The sequence below is a fragment of the Mycolicibacterium neoaurum genome (assembly GCF_036946495.1).
GTDB classification, from domain to species: domain Bacteria; phylum Actinomycetota; class Actinomycetes; order Mycobacteriales; family Mycobacteriaceae; genus Mycobacterium; species Mycobacterium neoaurum_B.
In genome coordinates, this window is sequence record NZ_JAQIIX010000002.1 from 3,174,198 (window position 1) to 3,186,746 (window position 12,549).

Consider the following 12,549-nt stretch of genomic DNA (forward strand, 5'->3'; position numbering starts at 1 on the left):
CTCGCGGTATGACACTCAACCTGACCGCGGATGAAGTTCTGACCACGACGCGTTCGGTGCGCAAACGGCTCGATTTCGACAAGCCCGTCCCGCGCGAGGTGCTGATGGAGTGCCTCGATATCGCGCTGCAGGCCCCGACCGGCTCCAATTCCCAAGGCTGGCAATGGGTCTTCGTCGAGGATGAAGAGAAGAAGAAGGCGATCGCCGATATCTACCGGGTGGCCGCCACCCCGTACCTTGATGCCCCCAAGCCCGAGTTCGGGGACAGCCGCGACGAACGCGCACCCAAGGTCATCGACTCCGCCAAATACCTCAACGACCACCTGCACGAAGTGCCGGTCATGCTGATCCCCTGCCTGGAGGGCCGCCCGGACGGGGCGCCGGCGGGGATGAGCGCCGGATTCTGGGGATCGCTGATGCCGGCGGTGTGGAGCTTCATGCTGGCGCTGCGCAGTCGCGGCCTCGGTTCGGCATGGACCTCGCTGCACCTGATGGGTGACGGTGAGAAGAAAACCGCCGAACTGCTGGGCATCCCCTTCGACAAATACTCCCAGGGCGGTCTGTTCCCGATCGCCTACACCAAGGGCACCGACTTCAAGAAGGCCAAGCGGCTGCCCGCCGAGGAACTCACACACTGGAACAGCTGGTGATCACACCGCGCCGGTGAACCCCTGCTGGCGCCACGCTTCGTAGGCAGCCACTGCGGCGGCGTTCGACAGGTTCAGCGACCGCCGGCCCGACAGCATCGGGATGCGCACCCGCGCGGTGATGTGCGGGTCGGCCAGCGTCTGCTGGTCGAGCCCGGTCGGCTCCGGTCCGAACATCAGCACGTCCCCGGGCTCATAGGACACCTGGGCGAAGGACAGCTCCGCGTGCGCGGTAAAGGCGAACACCCTGGCCGGTCCGATGGCGGCCCAGGCCGAGTCCAGGTCCGGGTGCACCGTCACCGAGGCCAGATCGTGGTAGTCCAACCCCGCCCGGCGCAACTTCGGTTCGGACAGGTCGAAGCCCAACGGTTCGACCAGGTGCAGCTCGCAACCGGTCGCGGCCACCATCCGGATCGCGTTACCGGTGTTGGGCGCGATGCGCGGCGAGTAGAACAGGACGTGGAACATCGGGCCATTGTCCACTGCGCATAATGGCGGCATGGTCGAGCAAAGCCTCTGGATGCAAAAGGTCGCCGCCAACCCCGGCCACTCGCAGTGGTACATCGATCGCTTCCGCGCCATGGCCGAAGCCGGAAACGACCTCGACGGCGAGGCCCGCTTCATCGACGCCATGGCACCCCGCGGTGCGCACATCCTGGACGCCGGTTGCGGGCCGGGCCGGGTCGGCGGCTATCTGGCCGCAGCCGGACACCATGTCGTCGGCGTCGACGTCGACCCCACCCTGATAGCCGCCGCCGAAGCCGACCACCCCGGTGCCCGCTGGTTCGTCGGCGACCTCGCCGAACTCGACCTGCCCGCCCGCGGGGTCGCCGAACAGTTCGACATCATCGTCTCGGCGGGCAACGTGATGACTTTCCTGGCACCGAGCACCCGTGGACAGGTCTTGGCACGATTGCACGCCCACTTGCGCACCGACGGCCGTCTGGTCATCGGATTCGGCGCGGGCCGCGACTATCCCTTCGACCGGTTCCTCGACGACGCCCGCGCTGCCGGTCTGGCCCCGGACCTGTTGCTGTCCACCTGGGATGTGCGCCCATTCGACGACAACGCCGAGTTCCTGGTCGCGATCCTGCGCCGCGGCTGAACTGCCGGGAAAAGGTTGCGCATCGTAACGGTCACGAACTGTCGTCACGGCGCCTTCGAACCTGGAATCGGCTGTGCCCGAATGCCATAATCGACCAATTGCCCGGTGATACGACGCCGGACCCGACGTGGGCATAAGCAGCAGGAAGCACATGAACGCGCCACAACCGACATGACAGTCTTTCCCGCGTCCAGCGCGCACGGCGAGATAGCCGGTGCCGCAACGACACATGCGAAGCGGCCGGCGCGCTGGTCGCTGAGCAACTGGCCCGCCGCAGGGAAAATCGTTGCCATCGCCGCGGTTCCGATGCTGCTGGCCGCCTCGATGGGCGCGTTGCACATCTACACGAGCTTCACCGACAGCGCGATAGCCGACGACACGGCCACCCGCGATGCGGTCATCGTGGCGGTCTTGCTGCTGGTGGCGCTGCTGATCGTCGTGGTGGTCGCGCGCTCCCTGATCGGGCCGCTGCGCCGACTCCGCGACAGTGCGTTGCAGGTGGCCCACACCGATCTGGCCCGCGAACTCGAACAGGTGCGCATGGGCGGTGATCCCGGCCCGCCGACCCCGATCCCGGTGCACACCAGCGAGGAGCTCGGACAGCTGGCGCACGCAGTCGACGAACTCCACGAACAGGCCCTGCAGCTCGCCGGCGAGCAGGCCCGGCTGCAGGCACAGGTCAGCGACATGTTCGAGACGGTGTCCCGGCGCAGCCGGTCGCTGGTGGACCAGCAGCTGACGCTGATCGACGAGCTGGAGCGCGACGAACAGGACCCCGACCGCCTGGATGGCCTGTTCCGGCTCGACCACCTGGCTGCCCGGATGCGCCGCAACGGTGCCAATCTCCTTGTCCTGGCAGGCGCCGACACCGCTCGTGGTCACAGCGACCCGGCACCATTGTCGGCGGTGGTCAACGCCGCGTCCTCCGAGGTCGAGGACTACGCCCGGCTGCAGACGACCGAGCTTCCCGATTGCGCCGTCGTCGGCGCGGTGGCCGCCGATCTGGTGCATGTGCTCGCCGAGTTGATGGACAACGGATTGCGGTACTCGCCGCCGGCCACGACGGTGCGCATCTCGGGTTTGCGCACCGAGGACGGCGCACTGGTGCTCGAGATCGGCGACGATGGTCTCGGGATGGCAGAACCGGACCTGCGCGTCACCAACACCCGGTTGCAGTCCGACGGTGAGGTCACCGCCTACACGGCACGCCACATGGGGCTGTTCGTCGTCGCCCGGCTGGCCGCCCGGCACGGGCTGGTGGTGCGATTGCGGGCCACCGTCAGCGGGGACCCGAACTCGGGTATCACCGCGGGCATCTACGTTCCCGCGGGACTGGTCGTCGGCGCACCCGCACGACCCCGGTTCGCCGATGCCGAGCCGGTACCGACAGACGAGACGGTGGCGGCGCCGCCGGTGGCTGTCGAGTCGACCCAACGCGAGTTGCCCCGACGAGACCCGGTCTTCGACGCTGTGACACCGAATGCCGGCTCCGACGATGCGATCTACCAGAAGATGCTCTCGGAATGGCTGGTCGACCCCACCGACCTCGGCGTCGACACCGATCTGGACTGGAAATCGGTGTGGGACAACGGTTGGTCGGCGGCCGAAGCGGCAGAGAGCACGCCCGCCGTCGAGCACACCGCCGAGGGCCTGCCGGTCCGCCGACCCGGTGCGCGGTTGGTGCCCGGCGCGGGCGAGGCCGACCCGGGGGCAGTCGAGCCCAACGACCCGGTGACCGCTCCGCTGCCGGATCCGGCAACCATCCGGGCCAGCCTCAGCAGTCACTTCGCCGGCGTGCACGCCGCCCGCTCGCGGTCGCAGGACACCGGGGGAGACCGGTGACCACCCGGGAGTCCCTCGACTGGCTGGTGGCCAAGTTCGCCCGCGAGGTCGACGGGGTATCGCACGCGGTGCTGGTCTCCGCCGACGGTCTGCTGATGGCCGCCAGCGAGCACATGCCCACCGAACGCGCCGACCAACTGGCCGCAGTGACCTCCGGGCTGGCCAGCCTCGCCGGCGGCGCCGCGCAACTCTTCCAGGGCGGTCACGTCATGCAGTCGATCGTCGAGATGGAGCACGGCTACCTGCTCGTGATGCGCGCCGGGGACGGATCCAATATCGCGGCGCTGGCCATGCGATCCTGCGATATCGGCCAGGTCGGATACGAGATGGCGATGCTCGTCGAGCGCGTCGGCAACGTCGTGCAGGCCGCGCGCCGCTCACGCCGCGCACCGTGAACGACGATGTCACCGCCTTGGTGCGGCCCTACACACTGACCGGTGGGCGCACCACTGCGCGATTGGATCTCCCTTTGGAAGCGCCGATCCAGACGGTCGAGCCCGGGCCACCACCGCGGTGGCCGGCAGCAGACGTGCGGTCTCGGATCCTGACCGCGGGTCGCGCGGGACCATCGGTCGCCGAGATCGCGGCGCAGTTGGAGTTGCCGTTGGGTGTGGCGCGTGTGCTGATCGGCGACCTGGCCGAGGAGGGGTATGTTCGGGTGCGCGCGACGCTGGGGGAGTCATCTTCTGCCGACGAGCGTCGTGACCTGATCGGAAGGACGCTGCGTGGACTCCGGGCGCTCTGAACGGCCGACATCCACCAAGATCGTCATCTCGGGTGGTTTCGGCTCGGGCAAGACCACCTTCGTCGGCACAGTGTCGGAGATCATGCCGCTGCGCACCGAGGCGCTGGTCACCACCGCGTCGGCGGGTTTCGACGAGCTCGGGGCCACCCCGGGCAAGACCACCACGACGGTCGCGATGGACTTCGGCCGCATCACCCTCGCCGAGGACCTGGTGCTCTACCTGTTCGGTACTCCCGGTCAGCGCCGGTTCTGGTTCATGTGGGATGACCTGATCCGCGGCGCCATCGGCGCGGTGATCCTCGTCGACGTACGGCGGCTGCAGGACAGCTTCGCCGCCGTCGACTTCTTCGAGGCGCGCCGGCTGCCGTTCATCATCGCGGTCAACGAGTTCGATGACGCGCCCCGGCACCCGCAGGCAGCGCTGCGCCAGGCGCTGGCGCTGCGCGCGGACATCCCGATCGTCACCGTCGACGCCAGGGACCGGAACTCGGTGCGGGCCGCGCTGATCACGGTGGCCGAGTACGCGTTGGCAGCGGTCCCGACGTGACCGACGACCAGGTGTGGGCGGACCGCGAGTTCACCAATCACGACTTCCGCGACGAGGACCTGTCCCGCCTGCGCACCGAGCGGGTGGTCTTCGACGAGTGCGATTTCAGTGGTGTCGACCTGACCGAGTCCGAGCATCTGGGTTCGGCCTTCCGCAACTGCACCTTCCGGCGGGCCGCCCTGCTGCACAGCACGTTCCGGCAGTGCAGCCTGCTCGGCTCGGTGTTCACCGAGACCCGGCTGCGGCCGGTGCAGTTCGTGGAGGTCGACCTGTCGTTGAGCGTGCTCGGGGGCTGTGACCTACGGACCCTGGACCTGTCGGACTGCCGGCTGCGCGAGGCCAACCTGGTGGGCGCGGATCTGCGCAAGGCCGTGCTGTCCCGCGCCGACCTCGGCGGTGCGCGGGTTCAGGACGCCAAGTTCGATGAGGCCGATCTGCGCGGCGCGCGCGTGGACCCGACGTTCTGGACGACGGCCAAGCTGCGCGGCGCGCGGGTGGACATCGAGCAGGGGCTGGCCTACGCCGCCGCCCACGGGTTGGACGTGCAAGGCGAGTGACACATGCGATTTGTGGAGTTTCAGCCGCCTTGATGGCGGCTGAAACTCCACAAATCGCAAGGGGGTCAGCCCGCCTTGAGCCGGATCTTCCAGCGCACGAAGGTCAGGTAGGCCACGCTCAGCAGGGCCAGCATGCCCATGTCGAACCACCAGACCGACGACGTGTGCTCCCAGTGCGCATCCTTGGGCGTCAGCGGGCCGGGCACCAGGTGGATCAGGTCCACCGTGGAGGCCGACGCGGCGAAGCCCCAGCGGGCCGGGGTGAACCAGGACAGCTGGTCGAGCACCAGACGGTCGGTCACCGGGATCATGCCGCCGGAGAACACCAGCTGGCTCATCACGGCCACCACCAGCAGCGGCATGATCTGCTCGTTGGACTTCGCCAGCGCCGAGAGCGCCAGACCGACCATGGCCGCGGTCACCGTCGTCGCCGCCATCACCAGGAACAGCTCGGCAGTCGGGGGCAGGAACGACAGCGAGCCCTGCGTCGGACCGCCCTTGCCCAGCACCGCGATCGCGGTGACGATCGAGGACTGGATGATGGCGAACACCGCGTAGATGCACACCTTGGCCATCAGATACGCCGTCGTCGACAACCCGACGGCCTGCTCGCGGCGGAAGATGGCGCGCTCACCGATCAGATCGCGCACGGTCAGCGCGGTACCCATGAAGATGGCTCCGACGTTGAGCAGTACCAGGATCTGACCGGGTTCGTTGGGCGCATCACCCATCGGGTTCGGCACGCCGAAGCCGACGGTGCCCGGGACCGACAGCGACAGCACACCCATGATGAACGGCAGCACCGCCAGGAACGCGAAGTAGCCGCGGTCGGAGATGATGAGCCGCATCTGGCGCCGGGCGATGGTGGAGAACTGCCTGCGCACACTCGTTTTCGCCGGCTTGCCGAGGTCGGCGGGCTGTTCGGAGGCCTCGGCGTGCGGCAGCGGGCCGCTGCGCGCCAGGTAGTTCTGGTGCGAGGTGTCCGGGTCACCGGCGACCGAGGAGAAGATATCGGCCCAGTTCGTGGTGCCCAGCTCGGGACCGATCTGGCTGGGCGGGCCGTAGAACGCGGTCTTGCCGCCCGGCGCCAGCAGCAGCACCTGATCGCAGACGTCGAGATAGGTCAGCGAGTGCGTCACAACCAGTACCACGCGGCCCGCGTCGGCGAGCTGGCGCAGCATCGTCATGACCTGGCGATCCAGCGCCGGATCCAGACCCGAGGTGGGCTCGTCGAGGATCAGCAACGAGGGCCCGGTCAGCAGCTCGAGGGCCACCGAGGCGCGCTTGCGCTGGCCGCCGGAGAGTTTGTCCACCCGGGTTTCCAGGTGCTTGGTCATCTCGAGTTCTTCGAGGACCTGCAGGACCACGCGTTCGCGGTCCTCCTTGGTGGTATCCGGAGGCAGGCGCAGCTCGGCGGCATACATCAGCGCCTGTTTGACGGTCAGCTGACCGTGCACCACATCGTCCTGCGGGACCATGCCGATTCGGGAGCGCAACGAGGCGTACTCGGCGTGGATGTCATGGCCCTCGAAGGACACCGTGCCCGATGTCGGGTGGGTCAGGCCGGCGACCTGTTTGGCGAAGGTCGACTTGCCGGCACCCGAGGGCCCGATCACCGCCGTCAGCGTGCCCGGCCGGGCATCGATCGAGATGTTGTTGAGCAGCGTCTTGTTGCCCTCGATGGTCCACGTGAGCCCGCGGACCTCCAGGCCGCCGGTGCGGGTGGCCGCCTGGGTCTCCGAACCGCGGACCAGCGTGCCGCCGGTGAACACCAGGTCGACGTTGCCGATGGTGACCACGTCGCCCTCACGCAGCAGCGCATCGTCGACGCGCTGGCCGTTGACGAAGGTGCCGTTGATGCTGCGGTTGTCGAGGATCTCGGTGCCGCCGGGGCCGGAGACCAAGGTGGCGTGGTGCCGAGAAGCCAGGACGTCGGGGATGACGATGTCGTTGTCGGTGGCGCGACCGATCTTGATCCCGCCCGGTGGTACCTCAGGAGCTTTTCCGGGGCGCAGGATCTTGAGCATGCTCGTCGCGAGGTTGTTCTCCGACGGACGCGGCACCGCGGTCGGTCCCATCGCGGTTTGCGAGGGATCGGCGGGCGGGATATAGGTCGGCTGCGAGCGCGATACCGTCGGCTGCGGTGGCGGCGGGTAGCCCTGCTGCGGCGCCCCCTGATAGGGCTGCTGCCCGGTCGGCTGATAAGGCTGCGGAGCCGACGGATAGCGCGGCTGCTGCTGGGACGGGGTGGCGCCGGTCGGCCAGGCCGGCGGTGCCTGCGGGGCCGGCTGGATCGGCGCTTGTGTCGGCCAGGATGCGCTGGGACGGGGACCGGTCGGTGTCGGGACGGCCTGCGTCGGGGGCGGGCTGCCGACCGCACCCTGGTGACGACCGACCTCGAAGACCAGCTGCGGGCCGTCGGGATTGCCGACGTTGACGTGCTGGCCGTCGGTGATGTCCAGCGTGGGAACCCGCTGACCATTGACGTACATGCCGTTGAGGCTGCCGTTGTCGATGGCGATCCAGCGGCCCTGATCGAAGCGCAACACCAGGTGTGCGCGCGAGATCAACGGGTGGGCGATACGTACGTCGGCGCGCAGGTCGCGACCGACGACGACGTCATTGCCTGCGGAGAAGGTCCGAGTCGATCCTTCGTATCGAACGGTCAGTGCGGGCGTTCCGGGGCGGCTCATCGGGACCAACTGTATCGGGTACGCCAACGCAATTCCCGCTCCGAGGTCACCGTTCGGCTGGCCGAGAGCAACGATATGGTCGCTGCCACCCGTTCGGGCGCGACCAATTCGTCGTTCTGGGCGAACGGCCTCAGACCTTGAGGGTGTCCGGCGCTCCGGTGACCACGCAGTGGGTGTGGGTGTAGATCGTGGGCATACAGCGGTTGCAGTGCGTGCACGCCGACCTGACCGAGGAATCGGCCTTGATGCGGTTGACCAGATCCGGCTCGGCGAGCAGCGCCCGCCCCATCGCGACGAAGTCGAAACCCTCGGCCATCGCCTTGTCCATGGTGTCACGGTTGGTGATACCGCCGAGCAGGATCAGCGGCATGCTCAGCTCGGCGCGGAAGGCCCGGGCGTGCCGCAGTAGGTAGGCCTCGCGGTAGGGGTACTCGCGCAGGAACTTCTTGCCGGTCATCCGCATGCCCCAGCTGATCGGCGGCTTGAAGGCGCCCGCGAACTCCTTGAGCGGGGCGTCGCCGTGGAACAGGTACATGGGGTTGACCAGGGAGCTGCCCGCGGTCAGCTCGAGGGCGTCCAGACCGCCGTCTTCTTCCAGCCATTTCGCGGTCTGCAGCGCCTCGTCGAGCGGGATACCACCGCGCACCCCGTCGGTCATGGTCAGCTTGGCGGTCACGGCGATCTTGGCGCCACCGTGGCGCTCGACGGCATCGCGGACGGCCCGCACCACGCCCCTTGCCACCTTCGCGCGGTTCTGCAGTGAACCCCCGAACTCGTCGGTGCGCCGGTTGAGCAGCGGTGACAGGAAAGAGCTGGCCAGATAGTTGTGCCCGAGATGCACCTCGACGGCGTCGAAGCCGGCATCGATGGCCAACCGGGCGGCGTCGGCATGCGCGGCGATGACATCGCGGATGTCGTCCTTGGTGGCCTTGCGGGCGAAGCGCATCGACAGCGGGTTGAAGAATCGGATGGGTGCCAGCGCCGGTGCCTTGTTGGTACGCGCATTGGCCACCGGGCCGGCGTGGCCGATCTGTGCGCTGATCGCCGCACCCTCGGCATGTACCGCGTCGGTGAGTCTGCGGAGGCCCGGAACGGCCTCGGGCCGCATCCAGATCTGCCATCCGTCGGTGCGACCGCCGGGAGCCACCGCGCAATAGGCGACCGTCGTCATGCCGACACCGCCTGCGGCAGGCAACTGGTGGTACCTGATCAGATCGTCGGTGACCAGCGCGTTCGGGCTCGCCGCCTCGAAGGTGGCGGCCTTGATGATGCGGTTGCGCAACGTCACCGGCCCGAGCTTGGCTGCACCGAATACATCGGTGAACACTTCCGGCTGGGTGTTCATACCGGGCGAGCCTGCCACAATGTGTTCCGTGGCAGCGACGATTCTGGATGGTAAGGCGACTCGCGACGAGATTCTCGACGATCTCAAGGAGCGGGTCGCGAAGCTGACGGCCGCGGGCCGTACCCCTGGACTGGGCACCATCCTGGTCGGTGATGACCCCGGATCGCAGGCCTATGTGCGGGGTAAGCACGCCGATTGCGCCAAGGTCGGGATCAACTCCATCCGGCGTGATCTGCCCGCCGACATCAGTCAGGCCGAGTTGGACGCCGTCATCGACGAGCTCAACGCCAACGCCGAGTGCACCGGCTACATCGTCCAGCTCCCGCTGCCCAAGCATCTGGACGAGAACGCCGCCCTGGAGCGCATCGACCCGGACAAGGACGCCGACGGGCTGCACCCGACCAACCTGGGTCGGCTGGTGCTCGGCAAAGAGGCTCCGCTGCCGTGCACCCCGCGTGGCATCGTGCACCTGCTGCGGCGCTTCGACGTGCCGATCGCCGGTGCGCACGTCGTGGTGATCGGTCGCGGTGTCACGGTGGGCCGTCCACTGGGTCTGCTGCTCACCCGCCGGTCCGAGAATGCCACGGTGACGTTGTGCCACACCGGAACCCGCGACCTTGTCGAGCTGACGCGGCAGGCCGATATCATCGTCGCCGCCGTCGGGGTGCCCTACATGGTCACCGCCGACATGGTGAAGCCCGGTGCGGCGGTCGTCGACGTCGGAGTGAGCCGCGTCGAGGGCAAGCTGACCGGCGATGTGGCACCCGACGTCTGGGACGTCGCCGGGTTTGTGTCGCCGAATCCGGGTGGGGTGGGTCCGCTGACGAGGGCCTTCCTGCTGACCAATGTCGTGGAGCGCGCGGAGCGCGGGTGACGGCGATGAGCACGTGCGCGAAGTGCGCATGACACCACAGGAATTCGCCCGTAAGGTGCTGGCCGGCCAGTGGCCCATTCTGCTGGTCGCGCTGATCTTCGCGGCGTCGTTCGTGCTGGTGATCGCCGGGTACTGGCGCCGTGGTGCCCTGGTGATGGGCATCGCCGTCGGGGTCGCCGCGGCACTGCGGCTGGCGCTGTCCGATGACCGGGCCGGACTGCTCGTGGTGCGAACGCGCGCAATCGATTTCGCAACGACCGCATCGGTCAGCGCGGTGATGCTCTACATCGCCTGGACCATCGACCCACTGGGTACCAGCTAGGTCAGATCGGCTCGGATCCCGACCGTGACATACGGCAGTGCCAGCCCGCTGCTGTTGGCCAGCGCCGGGTGTGTGGCCAGCAGTTCGCGCACCCGGTCCAGGGTGCGGGTGCGCACCTCTGCGGGTGAGGTGATGCAGTAGCTGCGCGAGGCCACCAGGTCGATGAGCGCCTGCGGGGTCAGATAACTGGTCCACTCGACCTGCGTGCGCTCGATCGTCCCGAACGGCTCGGTGAGCGTCACCCGGTCGTTGAGCGGGTCGTGCTCGTGGCCGATGATCGCACCCAGATCCTTGACCCAGCCCATCCGCTCGTCGCGGGTGTTCCAGACCAATCCCAGCCGGCCGCCCGGGCGCAACACCCTGGCGACCTCGTCGGCGGCGCGCTGCGGATCGAACCAGTGCCAGGCCTGCGCCACCAGCACGCAGTCGACACTGTCATCGGGCAGCGGGATCTCCTCGGCGGTCCCGAGCAGGGCGGGGGTGCCCGGCAACGACGAGGACAGCACCTCCAGCATCTCCGGGATCGGGTCCACCGCAACAACATCGAGGCCGCGCTCGACCAGTCGAACGGTCAGTTTGCCCGTTCCGGCGCCGAGATCGAGGACGGTGCGCGCGCCGTGCGGCAAGAGCCAGTCGATGGCGTCCGGGGGATAGGACGGTCGGCCGCGCTCATAGGCGGCGGCCTCCTCGCCGAATGACAGTGAGCGCGGATCCGGCTTGCTCACCGCTGTGCCATCTCCAGCGTCTGTCGGATCAGCGGCGCGACCGCATCGGTCTCGACCAGGAAACCGTCGTGACCATAGATGGAGTCGACCACCGACAGACCGGGGCAGCCGGGCAGCAACTCGGCCAGTTCCTGCTGCTGGCGCAACGGATAGAGCCGGTCGGAGGTGATGCCGGCGATCAGTACCGGGACCGGGCAGCCGGCCAGCGCGGCCGCCACTCCGCCCCGTCCACGCCCGACGTCATGGCTGCTCAACGCGTCGGTCAGGGCCACGTAGGTGCCGGCGTCGAACCGCGACACCAGCTTGCCGCCCTGGTGCTCCAGATAGCTCTGCACTGCGTAACGGCCGCCGGTGGTCGGGTCCTCGTCACCCTGGGCATCGTTGGCGAATCGCGAATCCAGTTCGGCCTCACCGCGATAGGTCAGGTGTGCGATGCGCCGCGCGATCTCCAGGCCCGCGACCGGGCTGCGACCGGTGCCGTAATAGTCACCGCCCTGCCAGTCCGGGTCGGCCTTGATCGCGGCGACCTGGGTGCTCTGGGTGCCGATCTGGTCGGCCGTGGCCCGTGCCCCGACCGCCAGGACGAGCCCGGCGCGCACGGTGTCGGGATGACCGACGATCCACTCCAGCGCCCGTGCCCCGCCCATCGAGCCACCGATCACCGCGGCGACCCCGGTGATGCCCAACGCGGCCAGAGCGGCGAGGTCGGCATTCACCTGATCGCGAATGGTGATCGCCGGAAACCTTGAGCCCCAGGGCTTTCCGTCGGGGGCGAGGGAACTCGGGCCGGTCGAGCCGCGGCAACCGCCCAGGGCGTTGGTGGCGATGGCGCACCAGCGGGTGGTGTCGATGGTGGCACCGGGGCCGGCCACCCCGTCCCACCATCCCGGTGTCGGGTGGTCGGGGCCAACCGGGCCGGTGATGTGCGAGTCGCCGGTCAGGGCGTGCAGCACCATGACGACATTGTCTTTGGCTGCGGACAGGTCGCCCCAGCGCTGCACGGCGATCGAGACGGCCGGCAGGACGACGCCGCTCTCCAGAGTCAGGTCGCCGATCTCGACGACGCCGATCTCGCCCTCAGCGGGCAGCGTCGACACCGCGTCGCTCTGTATGTCGTCGCGCCGTAGGTCGAAGATGGTCATATCGC

13 protein-coding genes and 1 pseudogene are annotated in these 12,549 nt (G+C 68.4%); 9 read left to right on the plus strand and 5 right to left on the minus strand.

Annotation, left to right across the window (positions count from 1 at the left end):
* Positions 1-8: 8 nt before the first annotated feature.
* The gene (locus PGN27_RS20655) at positions 9-650 is read left to right on the plus strand and encodes a nitroreductase family protein (RefSeq protein ID WP_335327786.1); all 642 of its coding nucleotides are present in this window, start codon (positions 9-11) and stop codon (positions 648-650) included.
* On the opposite strand, the gene PGN27_RS20660 is transcribed toward PGN27_RS20655, so the two are convergent.
* On the minus strand, positions 651-1,115 hold the full coding sequence (locus PGN27_RS20660) for a tRNA (cytidine(34)-2'-O)-methyltransferase (RefSeq protein WP_335327787.1): 465 nt from the start codon (positions 1,113-1,115) through the stop codon (positions 651-653).
* Positions 1,116-1,146: 31 nt separating this feature from the next.
* Between PGN27_RS20660 and PGN27_RS20665 the strand changes: the two genes are divergently transcribed.
* From PGN27_RS20665 to PGN27_RS20690, 6 genes and pseudogenes are all read left to right on the plus strand, one after another.
* Positions 1,147-1,752, plus strand: a complete 606-nt coding sequence (locus tag PGN27_RS20665; protein ID WP_335327788.1) for a class I SAM-dependent methyltransferase — start codon at positions 1,147-1,149, stop codon at positions 1,750-1,752.
* Between the two features lie 381 nt (positions 1,753-2,133).
* Positions 2,134-3,594, plus strand: a pseudogene (locus tag PGN27_RS20670) (HAMP domain-containing sensor histidine kinase); the annotation flags it as partial.
* A complete protein-coding gene (locus PGN27_RS20675) occupies positions 3,591-3,989 on the plus strand; it encodes a roadblock/LC7 domain-containing protein (RefSeq protein WP_335327790.1) in 399 nt (132 codons plus the stop codon). The pseudogene PGN27_RS20670 and the gene PGN27_RS20675, both read left to right, overlap by 4 nt.
* On the plus strand, positions 3,986-4,339 hold the full coding sequence (locus PGN27_RS20680) for a DUF742 domain-containing protein (RefSeq protein ID WP_335327791.1): 354 nt from the start codon (positions 3,986-3,988) through the stop codon (positions 4,337-4,339). The genes PGN27_RS20675 and PGN27_RS20680 overlap by 4 nt, the downstream gene beginning before the upstream one ends.
* Positions 4,320-4,886: a GTP-binding protein gene (locus tag PGN27_RS20685; protein ID WP_335327792.1), complete on the plus strand. Its 567-nt coding sequence runs from the start codon at positions 4,320-4,322 to the stop codon at positions 4,884-4,886. The genes PGN27_RS20680 and PGN27_RS20685 overlap by 20 nt, the downstream gene beginning before the upstream one ends.
* Positions 4,883-5,443: a pentapeptide repeat-containing protein gene (locus tag PGN27_RS20690; RefSeq protein ID WP_335327793.1), complete on the plus strand. Its 561-nt coding sequence runs from the start codon at positions 4,883-4,885 to the stop codon at positions 5,441-5,443. Before PGN27_RS20685 ends, PGN27_RS20690 begins: the two co-directional genes overlap by 4 nt.
* A 65-nt stretch (positions 5,444-5,508) precedes the next feature.
* Here PGN27_RS20690 and PGN27_RS20695 read toward each other — a convergent pair whose 3' ends face one another.
* Together PGN27_RS20695 and PGN27_RS20700 are read right to left on the minus strand one after the other, a co-directional pair.
* Entirely contained in the window at positions 5,509-8,136 is a 2,628-nt protein-coding gene (locus PGN27_RS20695) for an FHA domain-containing protein (protein ID WP_335327794.1), read from the minus strand.
* Positions 8,137-8,266: 130 nt separating this feature from the next.
* Entirely contained in the window at positions 8,267-9,481 is a 1,215-nt protein-coding gene (locus PGN27_RS20700; protein ID WP_335327795.1) for an NADH:flavin oxidoreductase, read from the minus strand.
* 28 nt (positions 9,482-9,509) lie between these two features.
* Here PGN27_RS20700 and PGN27_RS20705 point away from each other — a divergent pair, with 28 nt between their 5' ends.
* Together PGN27_RS20705 and PGN27_RS20710 are read left to right on the plus strand one after the other, a co-directional pair.
* Positions 9,510-10,355: a bifunctional methylenetetrahydrofolate dehydrogenase/methenyltetrahydrofolate cyclohydrolase gene (locus PGN27_RS20705; RefSeq protein WP_335327796.1), complete on the plus strand. Its 846-nt coding sequence runs from the start codon at positions 9,510-9,512 to the stop codon at positions 10,353-10,355.
* Positions 10,356-10,383: 28 nt separating this feature from the next.
* Positions 10,384-10,677, plus strand: a complete 294-nt coding sequence (locus PGN27_RS20710; protein ID WP_030134702.1) for a DUF3017 domain-containing protein — start codon at positions 10,384-10,386, stop codon at positions 10,675-10,677.
* Here the strand turns inward: PGN27_RS20710 and PGN27_RS20715 are convergent.
* Positions 10,674-11,402, minus strand: a complete 729-nt coding sequence (locus PGN27_RS20715; protein WP_335327797.1) for a class I SAM-dependent methyltransferase — start codon at positions 11,400-11,402, stop codon at positions 10,674-10,676. The two genes, PGN27_RS20710 and PGN27_RS20715, sit on opposite strands and share 4 nt — an antisense overlap.
* Positions 11,399-12,544, minus strand: a complete 1,146-nt coding sequence (gene metX / locus PGN27_RS20720) for a homoserine O-acetyltransferase MetX (RefSeq protein WP_335327798.1) — start codon at positions 12,542-12,544, stop codon at positions 11,399-11,401. Before metX ends, PGN27_RS20715 begins: the two co-directional genes overlap by 4 nt.
* Positions 12,545-12,549: the final 5 nt, after the last annotated feature.

What these genes read in the sequence shown, in the direction of transcription:
- PGN27_RS20655 (WP_335327786.1), top strand. Translation starts at nt 9, where the DNA reads ATGACACTCAACCTGACCGCGGATGAAGTTCTGACCACGACGCGTTCG.
- PGN27_RS20660 (WP_335327787.1), bottom strand. Translation starts at nt 1,115, where the DNA reads ATGTTCCACGTCCTGTTCTACTCGCCGCGCATCGCGCCCAACACCGGT.
- PGN27_RS20665 (WP_335327788.1), top strand. Translation starts at nt 1,147, where the DNA reads ATGGTCGAGCAAAGCCTCTGGATGCAAAAGGTCGCCGCCAACCCCGGC.
- PGN27_RS20695 (WP_335327794.1), bottom strand. Translation starts at nt 8,136, where the DNA reads ATGAGCCGCCCCGGAACGCCCGCACTGACCGTTCGATACGAAGGATCG.
- PGN27_RS20700 (WP_335327795.1), bottom strand. Translation starts at nt 9,481, where the DNA reads ATGAACACCCAGCCGGAAGTGTTCACCGATGTATTCGGTGCAGCCAAG.
- PGN27_RS20710 (WP_030134702.1), top strand. Translation starts at nt 10,384, where the DNA reads ATGACACCACAGGAATTCGCCCGTAAGGTGCTGGCCGGCCAGTGGCCC.
- metX (WP_335327798.1), bottom strand. Translation starts at nt 12,544, where the DNA reads ATGACCATCTTCGACCTACGGCGCGACGACATACAGAGCGACGCGGTG.